At 71.8% G+C, this 17,371-nt stretch carries 9 protein-coding genes and 1 tRNA gene; all 10 read left to right on the forward strand.

Annotated features, from left to right (window positions below):
* Positions 1–81 precede the first annotated feature (81 nt).
* The 10 genes from ACIBBD_RS09130 (at position 82) to ACIBBD_RS09175 (ending at position 16,906) form a co-directional block, all read left to right on the forward strand.
* Positions 82–516 carry an ATP-binding protein gene (locus ACIBBD_RS09130; RefSeq protein WP_399418642.1) on the forward strand — a complete coding sequence of 145 codons (435 nt, stop codon included), beginning with the start codon at positions 82–84 and terminating at the stop codon, positions 514–516.
* Positions 517–865: 349 nt separating this feature from the next.
* Positions 866–3,271 carry a sodium-translocating pyrophosphatase gene (locus ACIBBD_RS09135; RefSeq protein ID WP_399418643.1) on the forward strand — a complete coding sequence of 802 codons (2,406 nt, stop codon included), beginning with the start codon at positions 866–868 and terminating at the stop codon, positions 3,269–3,271.
* Positions 3,272–3,467: 196 nt separating this feature from the next.
* Positions 3,468–4,070 carry a small secreted protein gene (locus ACIBBD_RS09140; RefSeq protein WP_399418644.1) on the forward strand — a complete coding sequence of 201 codons (603 nt, stop codon included), beginning with the start codon at positions 3,468–3,470 and terminating at the stop codon, positions 4,068–4,070.
* 311 nt (positions 4,071–4,381) lie between these two features.
* On the forward strand, positions 4,382–5,899 hold the full coding sequence (locus ACIBBD_RS09145; RefSeq protein ID WP_399418646.1) for a methyltransferase: 1,518 nt from the start codon (positions 4,382–4,384) through the stop codon (positions 5,897–5,899).
* A 487-nt stretch (positions 5,900–6,386) separates the two neighbouring features.
* Entirely contained in the window at positions 6,387–6,584 is a 198-nt protein-coding gene (locus ACIBBD_RS09150; RefSeq protein ID WP_399418647.1) for a hypothetical protein, read from the forward strand.
* Positions 6,585–6,986: 402 nt separating this feature from the next.
* Positions 6,987–9,809 carry a type I DNA topoisomerase gene (gene topA / locus ACIBBD_RS09155; protein WP_399418648.1) on the forward strand — a complete coding sequence of 941 codons (2,823 nt, stop codon included), beginning with the start codon at positions 6,987–6,989 and terminating at the stop codon, positions 9,807–9,809.
* Between the two features lie 219 nt (positions 9,810–10,028).
* Complete coding sequence (gene tmk / locus ACIBBD_RS09160; protein ID WP_399418649.1) at positions 10,029–13,358, forward strand: dTMP kinase; 3,330 nt, start codon at positions 10,029–10,031, stop codon at positions 13,356–13,358.
* 393 nt (positions 13,359–13,751) lie between these two features.
* A complete protein-coding gene (locus ACIBBD_RS09165) occupies positions 13,752–14,957 on the forward strand; it encodes a DNA polymerase III subunit delta' (protein WP_399418650.1) in 1,206 nt (401 codons plus the stop codon).
* Positions 14,958–15,143: 186 nt separating this feature from the next.
* Positions 15,144–16,724, forward strand: coding sequence for an alpha/beta hydrolase (locus ACIBBD_RS09170; RefSeq protein WP_399418651.1), 1,581 nt, complete (start codon positions 15,144–15,146; stop codon positions 16,722–16,724).
* Between the two features lie 108 nt (positions 16,725–16,832).
* Positions 16,833–16,906, forward strand: a tRNA-Thr gene (locus ACIBBD_RS09175).
* Positions 16,907–17,371 lie beyond the last annotated feature (465 nt).

Genomic DNA, 17,371 nt, shown 5'->3' on the forward strand with positions numbered 1-17,371 from the left:
TCGGAACAGTTGAACACCGGGGGACCGGGCTCTCGGCGGCCCGGCCCCTCGACAGCACGCCCGTAGTTCCGAGGGGGATGCATGGCCACCGTTGAACTCCGCTTCAGCGCGCTGCCCGAGCACGTCAGGACCGCCCGACTGGTGGCGGCAGCGGTGGCGCGCAGGGCCGGAGTGGACGAGGCCGTTCTCGACGAGGTCAGGCTCGCCGTCGGTGAGGCCTGCTCCCGGGCCGTCGGACTGCATCAGACCGGCGGCATCACCGCGCCGGTGAAGGTCGTGCTCATCGAGGAGGAGAAACAGTTCTCCATCGAGGTGGGCGACGAGGCGCCGCACGCGGTCCCCGGGGACCGCGTCGAGGGCTCCGGCGAAGAGGCCGAGGTGGAGGCCGAGGAGGACGAGATGGGCCTCGCGGTCATCAGCGGCCTCGTCGACGACGTGGAGGTCACCGCCGGCGCACACGGCGGGTCGATCCGTATGACCTGGCCGTCCGCATCGGTGGCCACGCCGCTGGCCTGACACCCGCGGCCGTATCCGGCGGTCCCGGCGACATCATCACCCGAAGGGCCCCCTCGTGGGGCCCTTCGGCATGTGCGGAGATCGCCCCCCGCGCTTACAGTGGTGCCAGGAAGTGAATCTTGAAGAAGTGAATCCTGCGCCCGGGAATTTCGTGAACCAATTCACGACGGCAATGCCCTCAAGGCATTACTTTCCCATCGATCTTCCCCCGATCTCCCCCGGATCTTCCCCTCGATCTTCCGGTTCGGGCGCGAAGGCGAATTCCATTTGCCGCGCACTGTTTTGATCAGGTTCCGGTACCTACAATCCGTCCACATCTTGAGCTCAGCCCAAGCGTCAAGGAGGACGAATGGCGGGGCTTTCTTTCCCTCATCGGTTGGACCAGCCCACAACCTTCGCAGCCGCAGTGCTGACCGACGGCAACCGTCTCCTCGTGGTGGTCATCGGGGTCGTCGCACTGGCCGCGCTCGTGGTCGCGGGCGTACTTCTGCGCCAGGTGCTCGCGGCCGGCGAGGGCACCGACAGCATGAAGAAGATCGCGGCAGCGATCCAGGAAGGCGCCAACGCCTATCTGACCCGGCAGCTGCGCACACTCGGCGTATTCGCCGTCGTCGTGTTCTTCCTGCTCATGCTGCTGCCCGCGGACGACTGGAATCAGCGTGCCGGACGATCAGTGTTCTTCTTGATCGGTGCGGCGTTCTCGGCGGTCACCGGCTATATCGGCATGTGGCTCGCCGTACGCAGTAACGTGCGCGTCGCGGCGGCGGCCCGGGAAGCGACTCCGGCGGAGGGTGAACCGGAAAAGGATCTCACCGCCGTCTCGCACAAAGCGATGAAGATCGCATTCCGTACGGGCGGCGTCGTCGGCATGTTCACGGTGGGGCTCGGTCTGCTCGGCGCCTCCTGCGTGGTGCTGGTGTACGCGGCCGACGCGCCGAAGGTCCTGGAGGGCTTCGGTCTCGGTGCGGCGCTCATCGCGATGTTCATGAGGGTCGGCGGCGGCATCTTCACCAAGGCCGCCGATGTCGGCGCCGACCTGGTCGGCAAGGTCGAGCAGGGCATTCCGGAGGACGATCCGCGCAATGCCGCGACCATCGCCGACAACGTGGGCGACAACGTCGGCGACTGCGCGGGCATGGCGGCCGACCTCTTCGAGTCGTACGCCGTGACGCTGGTGGCCGCGCTGATCCTGGGCAAGGTGGCCTTCGGCGACGCCGGACTCGCGTTCCCGCTGCTCGTGCCCGCGATCGGCGTGATCACGGCGATGATCGGCATCTTCGCCGTGGCACCGCGCCGCACGGACCGCAGTGGCATGTCGGCGATCAACCGGGGGTTCTTCATCTCCGCGGTGATCTCGCTCGCGCTGGTCGCGGTGGCGGTCTTCGTCTACCTCCCCGGGAAGTACGCGGACCTCGAGGGCGTCACCGACGCGGCGATCCAGGGCAAGAACGGCGACCCGCGGATCCTCGCCCTCGTCGCGGTGGCGATCGGCATCGTGCTGGCCGCCGTCATCCAGCAACTGACCGGCTACTTCACCGAGACCAGCCGACGACCGGTCCGGGACATCGGCAAGACGTCGCTGACGGGCCCCGCCACCGTCGTCCTCGCCGGCGTCTCCGTCGGGCTCGAATCGGCCGTCTACACCGCCCTGTTGATCGGTCTGGGCGTGTACGGCGCGTTCCTGCTCGGCGGTACGTCGATCATGCTGGCCCTGTTCGCGGTGGCGCTGGCCGGCACCGGCCTGCTCACCACGGTCGGCGTGATCGTCGCGATGGACACCTTCGGACCGGTCTCCGACAACGCGCAGGGCATCGCCGAGATGTCCGGCGACGTGACCGGCGCGGGCGCACAGGTGCTCACCAACCTGGACGCCGTCGGCAACACCACCAAGGCCATCACCAAGGGCATCGCCATCGCCACCGCCGTCCTCGCTGCGGCGGCGCTCTTCGGGTCGTACCGTGACGCGATCACGACCGGCGCGCTGGACGTCGGCGAGAAGCTCAGCGGTGACGGGGCGCCGATGAGCCTGATGATGGACATCTCGCAGCCGAACAACCTCGTCGGCCTGATCGCGGGTGCGGCGGTCGTCTTCCTCTTCTCGGGGCTGGCGATCAACGCGGTGTCGCGGTCGGCGGGTTCCGTGGTGTTCGAGGTGCGGCGGCAGTTCCGTGAGAAGCCCGGGATCATGGACTACAGCGAGAAACCGGAGTACGGCAAGGTCGTCGACATCTGCACGAAGGACGCGCTCAGGGAACTGGCGACCCCCGGTCTGCTCGCCGTCCTGGCGCCGATCTTCATCGGGTTCACGCTGGGTGTCGGCCCGCTCGGCGCGTATCTGGCGGGCGCGATCGGCGCGGGCACGCTGATGGCGGTCTTCCTCGCCAACAGCGGTGGTGCCTGGGACAACGCCAAGAAACTCGTCGAGGACGGCCACCACGGCGGCAAGGGCAGCGAGGCCCACGCGGCGACCGTGATCGGCGACACCGTCGGCGACCCCTTCAAGGACACCGCGGGGCCCGCGATCAACCCCCTGCTGAAGGTCATGAACCTCGTGGCGCTGCTCATCGCGCCCGCGGTGATCAATTTCAGCTACGGCGACGACGAGAACCTCGGCGTACGGATCGTGATCGCGGTCCTCGCGCTCCTCGTGATCGTCGGCGCGGTGTACGTCTCCAAGCGGCGCGGGATCGCCGTGGGTGACGAAGACAACGCCGACACCCCCTCCAAGTCGGCGGATCCGGCGGTCGTTTCATAGGTCCCTGGGATGGTCCGCAGCTCAAAAGGCGGGCGGCAGGCGCGTGTTGACGCGTCTGCCGCCCGTTTCGGTGCGGGGTGCGCCCGGCCCGTGAGCCTTCTCTCTCGTGGTGCAAATGGCCCTATGGATGTATGGAGCGGACATACGTCCTGGGGTTGTCGCCCGGTTGGCGTGTATGTTTCCGGGGCCGAGAGCCATGGAAGGGACCAATCCGGTGAACAAGAAGCTCACGGCCGCACTGTCCGGCGGTGCGGTACTGGTACTGGCGCTGTCGGGTTGCAGCAGCGACGACGGCAACAAGGAGCTCGACGCCTGGGCCAAGCAGGTCTGCGACGCGCTGCCCGCCCAGGACGCCAAGGTCGACGCGGCCAACGACGCCATCAAGAAGGCCGCCACGGACAACAACGCCCCGGCGAACGTCCAGAAGACCGACTCCCAGGCTTTCCAGGACATGTCCGACGCCTACAAGGCGCTCGCGCAGGCCGTCCAGAAGGCGGGGACGCCGCCCGGCGTCGAGGACGGCGAGAAGAAGCAGCAGGACGCCGTCACGGCCCTCAACGGCCTGTCCGCCTCCTACGCCGACCTGAAGAAGCAGGTCGACGCACTCGACACGAAGGACCAGGCGAAGTTCGCCGACGGCCTCCAGGGCATCGCCACCGAACTGGGCAAGCTCAGCCAGAGCGGCAACACCGCGCTGAAGAACCTGGAGCAGGGCGACGTCAAGAACGCCATGGCCAAGCAGGACAGCTGCAAGAAGGTGGCCGCCTCGGCTTCGGCCCGCGCCGCTACGACCAGCTGATGCGGGGCGGGACCGGCTGGACGCGGCCGGCGACCGGGCTGACGCCGCCCACGCCCGGTTGACGCCGCGCACGCCCGGTTGACGCCGCGCACGCCCGGCAGACGCCGGCCGTGATGTGTGGACGACGGCTGATGCCCGGCCGCGTCCTGGCAGACGCCGGGGACCGTGAACGGCAGACGTGGGCCGGGGCCCCCTCGCACCGCCCGGCGACCGGCAGCGTCGAAGCACGACCCGCGGACGCCGGCCGGTCGGCTGGTCCGGCCCGGGTGTGGGGCACGCGCGCGGGACACCACGCGGGACACAATGGGGGCGTGAGTAACGCCACCCTGTCCCCCCTGCCCTCCGTCGATCGCCTCGACGTCGCCGCCCGGCTGCGTGTGGCCCTCCTCGCGGCCTCCTTCACCGCAGACGGGCTGCTCGAACTGCTCGGCGCCCCCGCATACGCGGCCCTGGCCCGCAGCGAGGTCGTGCCCGCGCTGCGGGCGACCCGCGGGGACACTCCGCTCGAGGCGCTCGTCCGTCTCTTCCTGCTCCAGCAGCCGGTGCCGCGCGCGCGCGTGGAGGGCGTTCTGCCCGTGGACGCGTGCGTGGAGAGCGGTTGGCTGAGGCGCGCGGGCGCGGACGACGTCGCCGCGACCGTCGACGTACGGCCGTACGGAGGGCCGGGCGGTGAGGACTGGTTCATCGTGTCCGACCTGGGATGCGCGGTCGGCGGGGCCGGCGGGATCGGCAGCCGGGACGAGAACGTCGTCCTCGGCGTCGGGGGAGCGTCGACGACCCTCGCCGGGATCACCGTCCGTACGCCCGTCGCCTCGGCCCTCGACCTCGGTACCGGTTCCGGGATCCAGGCGCTGCACGCCGCCCGGCACGCCACGCGTGTGACGGCGACCGACCTCAACCCGCGCGCGCTGCACGTCACCGCGCTCACGCTCGCGCTGTCCGGCGTCCCGGCGGCCGACCTGCGCGAAGGATCCCTGTTCGAGCCCGTGCGGGACGACGAGACGTTCGACCTGATCGTGTCGAACCCGCCCTTCGTGATCTCACCGGGCGCCCGGCTGACCTACCGGGACGGCGGGATGGGCGGGGACGATCTGTGCCGGTCGCTCGTTCAACAGGCGGGGGAACGGCTGAACGAGGGCGGGTTCGCGCAGTTCCTCGGCAACTGGCAGCACGTGGAGGGGGAGGACTGGCAGGACAGACTCAGGTCGTGGGTGCCGCGCGGCTGCGACGCGTGGATCGTGCAGCGCGAGATGCAGGACGTCACGCAGTACGCCGAGCTGTGGCTCAGGGACGCCGGTGACCACCGGGGCGACCCCGAGGAGTACCAGGCCCGGTACGACGCGTGGCTGGACGAGTTCGAGGCCCGCAAGGTGAAGGCCGTCGGCTTCGGCTGGATCACGCTGCGGAAGACGGCGTCCACCGAGCCCGCCATCACCGTCGAGGAGTGGCCGCACCCGGTCGAACAGCCCCTCGGCGAGACGGTCCGGGCGCACTTCGCACGCCTCGACTACCTGCGCGCGCACGACGACGCGGCCCTGCTCACGGGGCACTTCACACTCGCCGCGGAGGTCGTGCAGGAGCAGGTCGGGCTGCCGGGCGCCGAGGACCCGGAGCACGTCGTGCTGCGCCAGCACCGTGGCATGCGCCGGGCCACCAAGGTGGACACGGTCGGCGCGGGCTTCGCGGGCGTGTGCGACGGTTCGCTGAGTGCGGGCCGCATCCTGGACGCCATCGCGCAGCTCGTCGGCGAGGACCCGGTGTTGCTGCGCGACCGCACCCCGGCGCAGATCCGGTTGCTGGTGGAGCAGGGGTTCCTGGAGCCGGCCTGAGACGCCGGGCGGCGCCCGCCTCAGGGGCCGGCGCCGGGCGGCGCCCGCCCCAGGCCGTCAGCGGCGCCGCCCCAGCAGATCGGTGATCGGATCCGTTCAGGCGCCCGACAAAATGCGCTACAAGAACGGCCTCGACAACGCGATCAAGCTCCGCGCCGACAAATTCGAGTCGATTCGGGCGCCCGGTTCCGAGCACATCGCGGTCGCCGGATCGCCGGCGAGGCCGACGGGAACGCCGGATTCGCCAAGATCATGTGCGTGGTGCGCGGGACCGGCGGCGGGAAGAGCGCGGGAAAGACGGCGGGAAAGACACCTCCGCCCGGTTCGGTGTGAGGCCGGTCGCATCTGCCGGCGCCGCTTCCGGCGGCCCGCCGACCCCGCCCGTCGACCGGACGTTCACCTCGGGTTCGCGCGGCAGCCGCCCGTGCGTGTCAGCCTCCCAGGGGCCGGGGCACACGCGGGTGGGAGAAGAGAGGCCAGGGCGATCATGGAGAGCGGACCGGCGATCTTCACCGGAGTGGTGTTCGCACTGTTCGGAGGCGGTCTGCTGGGGTGGACCGCGATCCGCGTACGGCAGCGCCAACCCGTCGCCCAGGGTGTGAACCCCGTCGCATCGGCGACCCTCGCGACGCTGGTCGCACTGGTCGCGCTGGCCCTCGGAACATGGTCCCTCAGCCGCCTCTGAGGCACCCCAGAAGATCTTGCTGAAGCGCCGGTGAGAACCGCGTAGGGGCGGCAATACGGATAATGGAGAGGTCGTGCTCCGGTCCGGCGGAAAAGTGCCGGTCGGGACTCCGGGCGGCAGGAATGGCGGTAGTCGGGTTACCGTTCGAGTGGCCGTTGCGGGCTTTTCCCGTTTGACACGGGGGCGGGATGTACCGTCACACTCCGCAGCGTCACGAGCGAGTGAGCCGAAGGTGCGCCGGTGGCGAGGGCGCGAGCGCGCGGAGGCCTTGAGGGCTGAGCACGGTCGCGGTCGCGGTACCGGTTCCGAGCGCCCCGGAGGCGAACGAGCCACTGAAGGCAGACCCGACCCCGGGAGCAAGGCCTGGGGAGGCCCCAGCGTCGACCGGAGAGAAGAGCGAAGTTGTCCCCGACCAGCGAGACCGCGAAGGGCGGCCGCCGACTCGTCATCGTCGAGTCGCCTGCCAAGGCGAAGACGATCAAGGGCTATCTCGGCCCCGGATACGTTGTCGAGGCGAGCGTCGGGCACATCCGCGACCTCCCCAACGGCGCCGCGGAGGTGCCGGAGAAGTACACCGGCGAGGTGCGCCGCCTCGGTGTGGATGTCGAACACGATTTCGAGCCGATCTATGTGGTGAACGCCGACAAAAAGGCCCAGGTCAAGAAGCTCAAGGACCTGTTGAAGGAGTCCGACGAGCTCTACCTCGCCACCGATGAGGACCGCGAGGGCGAGGCCATCGCCTGGCACCTCCAGGAGGTGCTCAAGCCCAAGGTCCCGGTCAAGCGGATGGTCTTCCACGAGATCACCAAGTCCGCCATCCAGGCCGCGGTGGCCAACCCGCGCCAGCTCAACCAGAAGCTGGTCGACGCCCAGGAGACCCGCCGCATCCTCGACCGCCTCTACGGCTACGAGGTCTCGCCGGTCCTGTGGAAGAAGGTCATGCCGCGCCTGTCGGCCGGCCGTGTCCAGTCGGTCGCCACCCGGCTCGTGGTCGAGCGGGAACGCGAGCGCATCGCGTTTCGTTCTGCTGAGTACTGGGACCTGACGGGCACCTTCGCGACCGGCCGCGCGGGGGATCCGTCGGACCCGTCGTCGCTGGTCGCGCGCCTGCAGACCGTCGACGGCAGGCGGGTCGCGCAGGGCCGCGACTTCGACTCCCTGGGACAACTCAAGAGCGCGAACACCCTCCACCTCGACGAGGCGAACGCCCGCGCCCTGGCCGCAGCCCTGGAGAACACCCGCTTCTCCGTGCGCTCCGTCGAGTCCAAGCCCTACCGCCGCTCGCCGTACGCACCGTTCCGTACGACGACGCTGCAGCAGGAGGCCAGCCGCAAGCTCGGTTTCGGCGCCAAGGCGACGATGCAGGTCGCGCAGAAGCTGTACGAGAACGGCTTCATCACCTACATGCGTACGGACTCCACGACGCTGAGCGAAACCGCCGTCGCGGCGGCCCGTGCCCAGGTCACGCAGTTGTACGGCGCCGACTACCTGCCGGCGCAGCCGCGCACCTACGCCGGCAAGGTCAAGAACGCGCAGGAGGCGCACGAGGCGATCCGCCCCTCGGGTGATCGCTTCCGCACCCCTGCCGAGACGGGCCTGACCGGCGACCAGTTCAAGCTCTACGAGCTGATCTGGAAGCGGACGGTCGCCTCCCAGATGAAGGACGCGACCGGCAACTCCGTCACGGTGAAGATCGGCGGCGCTGCGGCCGACGGGCGGGACGTCGAGTTCAGCGCCTCCGGCAAGACGATCACCTTCCACGGCTTCCTGAAGGCGTACGTCGAGGGCGCCGACGACCCGAACGCCGAGCTGGACGACCGCGAGCGCCGTCTGCCGCAGGTCAACGAGGGCGACGCGCTCAGCGCCGAGGAGATCACGGTCGACGGGCACGCCACCAAGCCCCCGGCCCGCTACACCGAGGCGAGCCTGGTCAAGGAGCTCGAAGAGCGCGAGATCGGCCGCCCGTCGACGTACGCGTCGATCATCGGCACGATCCTCGACCGCGGGTACGTGTTCAAGAAGGGCACGGCGCTCGTGCCGTCCTTCCTGTCCTTCGCCGTGGTCAACCTCCTGGAGAAGCACTTCGGGCGGCTCGTCGACTACGGCTTCACCGCCAAGATGGAGGACGACCTCGACCGCATCGCCCGCGGTGAGGCACAGTCCGTGCCGTGGCTGAAGCGGTTCTACTTCGGCGAGGGCACCGTGGAGGGTGTGGCCGCCGACGCCGGCAACGGCGACGGGGACCACCTCGGCGGCCTCAAGGAGCTGGTGACCGACCTGGGCGCGATCGACGCGCGCGAGGTGTCGTCGTTCCCGGTGGGCAACGACATCGTGCTGCGGGTCGGGCGCTACGGCCCGTACATCGAGCGCGGGGAGAAGGACGCCGAGAACCACCAGCGGGCGGACATCCCGGAGGACCTGGCACCGGACGAGCTCTCCGTGGAGCTGGCGGAGGAGCTGCTCGCCAAGCCGAGCGGCGACTTCGAACTGGGCACCGACCCGGCCACCGGCCACCAGATCATCGCCAAGGACGGCCGCTACGGCCCGTACGTCACCGAGGTGCTTCCCGAAGGCACCCCGAAGAGCGGCAAGAACGCCGTCAAGCCGCGTACGGCCTCGCTGTTCAAGTCGATGTCGCTGGACACGGTGACCCTCGACGACGCGCTGAAGCTGATGTCGCTGCCGCGCGTCGTCGGCACCGACGCCGACGGCCAGGAGATCACCGCCCAGAACGGCCGCTACGGGCCCTACCTGAAGAAGGGCACGGACTCGCGCTCCCTGCAGTCCGAGGAGCAGCTGTTCACGATCACGCTGGAGGAGGCGCAGGCGATCTACGCCCAGCCGAAGCAGCGTGGCCGCGCGGCCGCCAAGCCGCCGCTGAAGGAGCTGGGCGCGGACCCGGTCAGCGGCAAGCCGGTCGTCGTCAAGGACGGCCGCTTCGGGCCGTACGTCACCGACGGGGAGACCAACGCGACCCTGCGCTCCGGCGACAGTGTCGAGACGATCACCCCGGAGCGTGGCTTCGAGCTGCTCGCCGAGAAGCGGGCGAAGGCGCCCGCCAAGAAGACGGCGAAGAAGGCGCCCGCCAAGAAGGCGCCCGCGAAGAAGGCGGCTCCGGCGAAGAAGACGGCCGCCAAGAAGACCGCGGCGAAGAAGACGACCACGGCCGCGAAGAAGACGACGGCGAAGAAGGCGACGGCCTCGAAGACGACGACCGAGGACTGAGCTCTCGCCCGGGGAACCGGGTTCCGATACGGACCGTCCCGAACGGGCCGACGTTTCGGACGGATTGAGGTCCTGAGCGGGACGGCACCGCCTGAACCGCGCGGGGATTCCCCGTACCGGCTTCGCGAAACGCACGCCCCGGCATCACTTTGGTGTCGGGGTGTGCGCACCTGTGGACGGGCCCTCTGGCCTGTCAGTCACTGCCGATAGGCTGAAAGCATGACGCGAGCCGAGCAGCCAACGGCCCACCACCCGGCCCCAGACGACGCCCTGGTAGCGGACTCCCGCGAGCGCGCCGTTCGCGCTTTGTTGCGCCAGCCTCAGCTCAAGCGGCTGTGGGGCGCGCAGTTGGTGAGCGGCGTCGCCGACGCCCTCGCCCTCCTGGTGCTTGTCCTCCTCGCCCTCCAGGCGGCCATCGCCGAGGGCTCCTTCGGAGGCGGCTACCGGGGCGTGGCGTTCGCGGTCGCGACCGTCTTCGGGGTGCGGATCCTCGCCACCCTGCTTTTCGGTGCCGTCCTCCTGGGGCCACTGACCTCACTGACGTCGCCGGACGGTCCGCTCGACCGTCGCTGGACGATGGTCGGCGCGGACGGCCTGCGCGCCGCCCTGCTGATCGTCGCGCCCCTGTGGATCGACTGGACCCCGGACGACGCTCTGGCGCTGCTCCTGGTCACCGTGTTCGTGACCGGGGTCGCCGAGCGTTTCTGGACGGTCGCCCGCGAGAGCGCGGCCCCCGCGCTGCTGCCCGCCCCGCCGCCGGAGGGCGCGACGGTACGGCCGCTTCCGGACCACCTCGACGCACTGCGCCGCCTGTCGCTGCGCACGACCTTCGTGGCGATCCCGCTGGGCGCGGCGATGCTGCTCGTGGCGGCATTGCTCAACAATCTGCTGGGTGCCGGGATCGAGTGGTTCGCCCAGCACCAGGCGTCCCTCGCCTCGTACGTGGCGGCGGGCCTGTTCGCCGGGTCGCTGTCCGTCGTGACCCTGCTGGAGCTGCCCGGCACGCGCACCCCGCGCGCGCGGTCCCCGCTCGAGGGGCTGCGCCGGCCCCGGACGGCCACCGGTGTCGACGCGGGCCGCACGGGCGCGATCCCGCTGCTGGTCCTCGCCTGCGCGGCCGTCGCCGGCGCGATCGCGGCCGCGGTCGCCGTGGCGGTGCTGCACGCCAAGGACCTGGGCGGCGGCCCCGTGACGTACGGCCTGCTCGTGCTCGCGCTGACCGGCGGGGTCGTCGTCGGCGTCCGTATGGCGCCGAAGGTGCTGGTGACGCTGTCGCGGCGGCGTCTGCTCGCGCTGGCCATCGCCTTCACCGGCGTGGCGCTGCTCGCGGCCGGGCTCGTCCCGGACGTCACCACCGTGCTGCTGATCACTGCCCTCGCCGGCGTCGGCGCGGGCGTGGCCGCCAACACCGGGCACACGCTGCTCGACCAGGAGACCGAGGACCACCGCCGCACGCGCGTGACGGAACACCTGCACGCGGTCGTCCGGGTCCTGGTCGCGCTGGGCGCGCTGATCGCCCCGGTGGTGGCGGCGCTGATCGGCCCGCACCGCCTGGAGAACGGCAAGTTCGTCTTCGCGCACGGCGGCGCCGCGTTCACGCTGATGCTGGTGGGCGCGCTGCTGCTGCCGGTGGCCGCGCTGGTGCTGGCCAAGGTCGACGACCGCTCCGGCGTGCCCCTGCGGCACGACCTGCGGGACGCGGTGCTCGGCGGCGACGACCCGGTGCAGACGCCGACGTCGAACGGTTTCTTCATCGCCCTGGAGGGCGGCGACGGCGCCGGGAAGTCCACGCAGGCCGAGGCACTCGCCGAGTGGATCAGGGCCAAGGGCCACGAGGTCGTCCTCACGCGCGAGCCGGGGGCCACGCCCGTGGGCAAGCGGCTGCGGTCGATCCTGCTCGACGTGTCGAGCGCCGGCCTCTCGCACCGCGCGGAGGCGCTGCTGTACGCGGCGGACCGCGCGGAGCACGTCGACACCGTCGTACGGCCCGCCCTGGAGCGGGGCGCGGTGGTGATCACCGACCGGTACATCGACTCGTCCGTGGCCTACCAGGGTGCCGGCCGCGACCTGTCCCCGACCGAGATCGCGCGGATCTCGCGGTGGGCGACGAACGGACTGGTACCGCATCTGACGGTGCTGCTGGACGTCTCCCCGGAGACCGCCCGGGAGCGCTTCACGGAGGCGCCGGACCGGCTGGAGTCGGAGCCCGCGGAGTTCCACGCGCGCGTGCGCTCCGGTTTCCTCACGCTGGCCGCCGCCGACCCCGGCCGTTACCTCGTCGTCGACGCCGGTCAGGAGCCGGAGGCCGTGACCGCGGTCGTCCGGGCCCGGCTCGACCGGATGCTGCCGCTCTCCGAGGCCGAGATCAGGGCCCGGGAAGAGGCGCGGAAGAAGGCCGAGGAAGAAGCGCGCAGAAAGGCCGAGGAGGAGGCCCGCCGCAAGGCCGAGGAGGAGCGCCTGGAGCGGGAGCGCCAGGAACAGCTCGCCCGGCTGCGCGCCGAGGAGGAGGAGCGCAAGCGGCGCGAGCTGGAGGAGGCGCAGCGGCGCGAGGCCGAACGGCAGGCCGAGGAGGCCCGTCAGCGGGCCGAGGAGGCGGCCCGGCGCGCGGAGGAGGAGCGGGTGCGTCTCCTCGCCGAGGAGAAGGCCCGCGCCGAGGAGGAGGCCCGCCGCAGGGCGGACGAGGAGCGGCGCCGCAAGCAGGCCGAGGAGGAGGCCCGGCTGCGCGCCGAGGCCGAGACCCGGCGCCTGGAGAAGCAGCGGAAGGCCGAGGAGGCACTGCTGCGGGCCGAGCAGGCACGGCGCGCGGCGGAGCAGGCCGCTGCGGCGGCCCAGGCCGGCCCGAAGCGGAAGCCGACGCCGCCCGCGCCGGCCTCGGTCGCGCCGGACGCGGCGACCGTGCCGACGCCCGTGGTGACGCCGACGAACGCCTCGGGCGGGCCGATCGAGGAGACGGCCGTGCTGCCCCGGGTGCGGATGGACAAGGAGCCGGTGGCGGACTCGCGGGAGTCGGCGGCCAGGACTTCGGGGACGCGTTCGGGCGCGTCGACCGGGACGTCCCGGTCGCCCGAGGGACCAGGGCCCGACGCCGAGGTCACGGCCGAGCTGCCGCAGCCGCCGGCGCCCGCCGGTGCCGCCGACGAGACGGCCGTCCTGCCGCCCGTGGCTCCGTCCGGCGCCGCCGACGAGACGGCGGTGCTGCCCCCGGTGCGCGCGGAGGACCCCGCGGACGAGGCGGCCGTGCGGCCGCCGGTGTCCGGGGACAGCCCTGCCGACCGGGTGCCGCCGGGCTACTTCCGTGACGAGCGGCCGGGGCCGGGGCCGGACGGCTCCGAGGACCGTACGCGCGAGCTGCCGCAGGTCGACGAGGAAGGCTCGCCCCGCCACCGGCCGCGTTCGGACTGGGCCGAGGAGACCCCCCTGGACGACCTGCCGACGCTGGCGGACGAGCTGCTGGGCCCGCACCGCGACGACGACGGGCACGACCGCGGGCACGATGACGGGCGAGACGGTGGCCGCGGCGGCGGTCGCGGGCGGGGCCGCCGCCGCTGAGCTCCGGTCCGGCTCCGAGCGGTCCGGCCGTGGCTCCGTGCGGTCGCGTCGCCTGATGGCGAGGTCCCCGGTCTGGCTGCGTCGCGGTCTCGGCCGCCCGGTGGCGAGGTCGGGGGCCGGCTGGGCGTGGTCCGGTTGTCCGGTGGCGAGGTCCCCGGTCTGGCTGCGTCGCGGTCTCGGCCGCTTGGTGGCGAGGTCGGGGCCGGCTGCGCGTGGTCGGGTCGCCTGGCGGGGCGGGGCCTGATGCACGCGTGCGTCCCCGGCGGCGGTGACCGACGCCCGGCCGCCGGTCTCGTGCCGGGCGGCTTCCGGCCGGCGCCGGGGTCGCTGTCAGTGGCAGCCCGCACAATGGAACCCACACCGCGCACCGTGACGAAAGGGGCGGCGTAACCCATGACCGTCTGGGACGACCTCGTCGGGCAGGAGAGGGTGAGTGAACAGCTCGCCGCCGCTGCCCGGGACGCCGACGCGCTCGTCACCGCGGTCGCCTCCGACACGCCGCGGCCCGAGGCGTCGAAGATGACGCACGCCTGGCTGTTCACGGGACCGCCCGGCGCGGGCCGGACGCAGGCCGCCCGCTCCTTCGCCGCCGCGCTCCAGTGCGTGAGCCCCGACCGGGCGCTCGGCGGCATTCCGGGCTGCGGCTTCTGCGACGGCTGTCATACGGCCCTGATCGGCACCCACGCCGACGTCACCACCGTCGCCGCCGTGGGCACGCAGATCCTCGCCGAGGACATGCGCGACACCGTGCGGAAGTCCTTCACCTCGCCCGCCAACGGCCGCTGGCAGGTCATCCTCGTCGAGGACGCCGAGCGGCTGAACGAGAAGTCCGCCAACGCCGTCCTCAAGGCGGTCGAGGAGCCCGCCCCGCGCACGGTGTGGCTGCTGTGCGCCCCCTCCATCGAGGACGTCCTGCCGACGATCCGCTCCCGCTGCCGCCATCTGAACCTGAGCACGCCCTCCGTCGACGCCGTCGCCGACATGCTCGTACGGCGCGAGGGCGTCGAGCCCGCCGTCGCCGTCGCCGCCGCCCGCGCCACGCAGGGGCACGTCGACCGGGCCCGGCGCCTGGCCACCGACCCCGCCGCACGCGAGCGCCGCGCCGCCGTACTGAAGTTGCCGCTGCGCGTCGGGGACGTCGGCGGCTGCCTCAAGGCCGCGCAGGAGCTCGTCGACGCGGCCACGGAGGACGCCAAGCAGCTCGCCGAGGAGCGGGACGGCAAGGAGACCGAGGAGCTCAAGGCGGCGCTGGGCGCCGTCCAGGGCGGCCGGATGCCACGCGGCACGGCGGGCGTGATGAAGGACCTGGAGGACAAGCAGAAGCGCCGCCGGACGCGCACCCAGCGCGACAGCCTCGACCTCGCGCTCACCGACCTCACCGCCTTCTACCGCGACGTCCTCGCCCTGCAGCTCGGCTCCCGCGTCGCCCTGGCCAACACGGACGCCGAGGACACCCTGGAGCGGCTCGCCCGCAGCAGCACCCCCGAGTCCACCCTCCGCCGCATCGAGGCCATCTCCGCGTGCAGAGAGGCCCTCGACCGCAATGTGGCTCCGCTCCTGGCGGTGGAGGCGATGACGATGGCGCTGAGAGCGGGCTGAGACGGGACGTCGGGACGGCGGGTCGGCGGCGGCCGCGCGCCGTCCCACCGATCCGCGACCCGCCGGCCTCACCGTCCCCGCCGACGCACCACCCGTCTCGTCGTCCCCACAGCGAGCCCGTCACTCGTCCGTGGCACTTCATGCACGCAGCGCGTTCACGGCATCGCGCAGAGTTACGCTCACTGGATGCACATCAGGCGCTCCCCCCGCAGGTCCCGTACCGGCGTCACCCTGCTCTCCCTCGCCGCCCTCGCCACCCTGCTCCTCTCCGGCTGCTCCTCCGGGGGCGTGACGAGTTCCGCCACGCCGGCTGCGGCGGAGGCGACGCTGGCCCCGCTGCCCCGCGCCACCCCGTCCGCGCTCGCGCCGTACTACGGGCAGAAGCTGAGCTGGCGCGGCTGCGGCGTCCCCGGCTTCGAGTGCGCCACCCTCAAGGCGCCGCTCGACTACGACCGGCCCGGCGCGGGCGACGTCCGGCTCGCCGTCGCCCGCAAGAAGGCGACGGGCCCGGGCGGGCGGCTCGGCTCGCTGCTCGTGAACCCGGGCGGGCCGGGCGGCTCCGCGATCGGCTACCTCCAGCAGTACGCCGGCGTCGGCTACCCGGCCGGGGTCCGCGCCCGCTACGACATGGTCGCCGTCGACCCGCGGGGCGTCGCCCGCAGCGAGCCCGTGAAGTGCCTCGACGGACGCGAGATGGACGCGTACACGCGGACCGACGTCACGCCCGACGACCAGCGGGAGACGGTCGGACTCGTCGACGCCTACAAAAAGTTCGCCGAGGGGTGCGGGGCGCAGTCGGCCAAGCTGCTGCGGCACGTCTCGACCGTCGAGGCGGCCCGCGACATGGACGTCCTGCGCGCGGCACTGGGGGACCGGAGGCTGACGTACGTGGGGGCGTCGTACGGGACGTTCCTCGGGGCGACGTACGCGGGGCTGTTCCCGGACCGGGTGGGGCGGCTGGTGCTGGACGGCGCGGTGGACCCGGCACTGCCCGCCCGGCGTCTGAACCTGGACCAGACGGCGGGCTTCGAGACGGCGTTCCGGTCGTTCGCGAAGGACTGCGTACGGCAGCCGGACTGCCCGCTGGGCACCAAGGCGGGTGACGTCGGCAAGAACCTCAAGGCGTTCTTCGATAAGGCCGACGCGCGGCCCCTGCCGACCGGTGACGCGGACGGCCGCAGGCTCACCGAGTCCCTCGCCACCACCGGCGTGATCGCGGCGATGTACGACGAGAGCGCCTGGGAGCAGCTGAGGGAGGCGCTCACCGCGGCGATCAAGGAGAACGACGGATCGGGACTGCTGGTCCTCTCCGACAGCTACTACGAGCGTGACGCCAAGGGCCGTTACACCAACCTGATGTTCGCCAACGCGGCCGTGAACTGCGTCGACCTGCCGCCGGCCTTCGACGGCCCGGACGCGGTGCGCAGGGCGCTGCCCGCGTTCGAGAAGGCGTCCCCCGTCTTCGGCGAGGGCCTCGCCTGGGCTTCCCTGAACTGCGCGTACTGGCCGGTCGCGCCCACCGGTGAGCCGCACCGCATCGAGGCGAAGGGCGCGGCCCCGATCGTCGTCGTCGGCACCACCCGCGACCCCGCGACCCCCTACCGCTGGGCCCAGTCCCTCTCCCGGCAGCTCTCCTCGGCCCGCCTCCTCACCTACCAGGGCGACGGCCACACCGCCTACGGCCGCGGCAGCGCCTGCGTCGACTCCACGATCAACGCCTACCTCCTGCGCGGGGCGCCCCCGGCAGCCGGGAAACGCTGCTCGTAGCGCCGGCGGCCACCCCGCCAACCGGCTCCTCCGGGGGTGGTACGGAGCACCCCCCGAAACTGTGTAGACTTACCGACGTTGCTGATCGCACCATGGTGTGGACGGCGCGCCGCCTTAGCTCAGATGGCCAGAGCAACGCACTCGTAATGCGTAGGTCTCGGGTTCGAATCCCGAAGGCGGCTCTGTGGAAGCCCCAGGACTCACTCGCCGTGGCCTGGGGCTTTTGCTTTCAGCGGATACGACGGCGGCGCCGTGCACGGGCTGTGGGCGTGCGCTTCCCCCCTCCTCCACCGTGCCGCACCGACACCGGTACCCCTGGCCCGTTGCCGGGTGAGTGCTGGCGCGTGATCACCGCCTCGTACCGCGTTGTTTCCGCCGACGCGCCGATGTGATGATGGCGATCGTGTCCAACAACGGGGAAGTCAGCACGTCACACGCGTACAAACCAAGGTTCCGCTTAATCGGCTCACGGCCGACTGGAGCGGCGTCCTTCGGGCCCTCGTCCGGGGCCCGCGCGGAGGAAGCCGCCCGGCAGCGGGGCGGGGGTGAGCGGTAGTGGGCATCGTCGACGACATCAAGGGCGGCCTCAACACCGGCCTGGAAATCGGCGAGAACCTCATCGACGAGGGCAAGAAGAAGCTCGGCGA

The sequence above is a fragment of the Streptomyces sp. NPDC051315 genome (assembly GCF_044455165.1).
Lineage (GTDB): Bacteria > Actinomycetota > Actinomycetes > Streptomycetales > Streptomycetaceae > Streptomyces.

What these genes read in the sequence shown, in the direction of transcription:
- ACIBBD_RS09150 (WP_399418647.1), top strand. Translation starts at nt 6,387, where the DNA reads ATGGAGAGCGGACCGGCGATCTTCACCGGAGTGGTGTTCGCACTGTTC.
- ACIBBD_RS09170 (WP_399418651.1), top strand. Translation starts at nt 15,144, where the DNA reads ATGCACATCAGGCGCTCCCCCCGCAGGTCCCGTACCGGCGTCACCCTG.
- ACIBBD_RS09135 (WP_399418643.1), top strand. Translation starts at nt 866, where the DNA reads ATGGCGGGGCTTTCTTTCCCTCATCGGTTGGACCAGCCCACAACCTTC.
- ACIBBD_RS09165 (WP_399418650.1), top strand. Translation starts at nt 13,752, where the DNA reads ATGACCGTCTGGGACGACCTCGTCGGGCAGGAGAGGGTGAGTGAACAG.
- ACIBBD_RS09130 (WP_399418642.1), top strand. Translation starts at nt 82, where the DNA reads ATGGCCACCGTTGAACTCCGCTTCAGCGCGCTGCCCGAGCACGTCAGG.
- tmk (WP_399418649.1), top strand. Translation starts at nt 10,029, where the DNA reads ATGACGCGAGCCGAGCAGCCAACGGCCCACCACCCGGCCCCAGACGAC.
- ACIBBD_RS09140 (WP_399418644.1), top strand. Translation starts at nt 3,468, where the DNA reads ATGGAAGGGACCAATCCGGTGAACAAGAAGCTCACGGCCGCACTGTCC.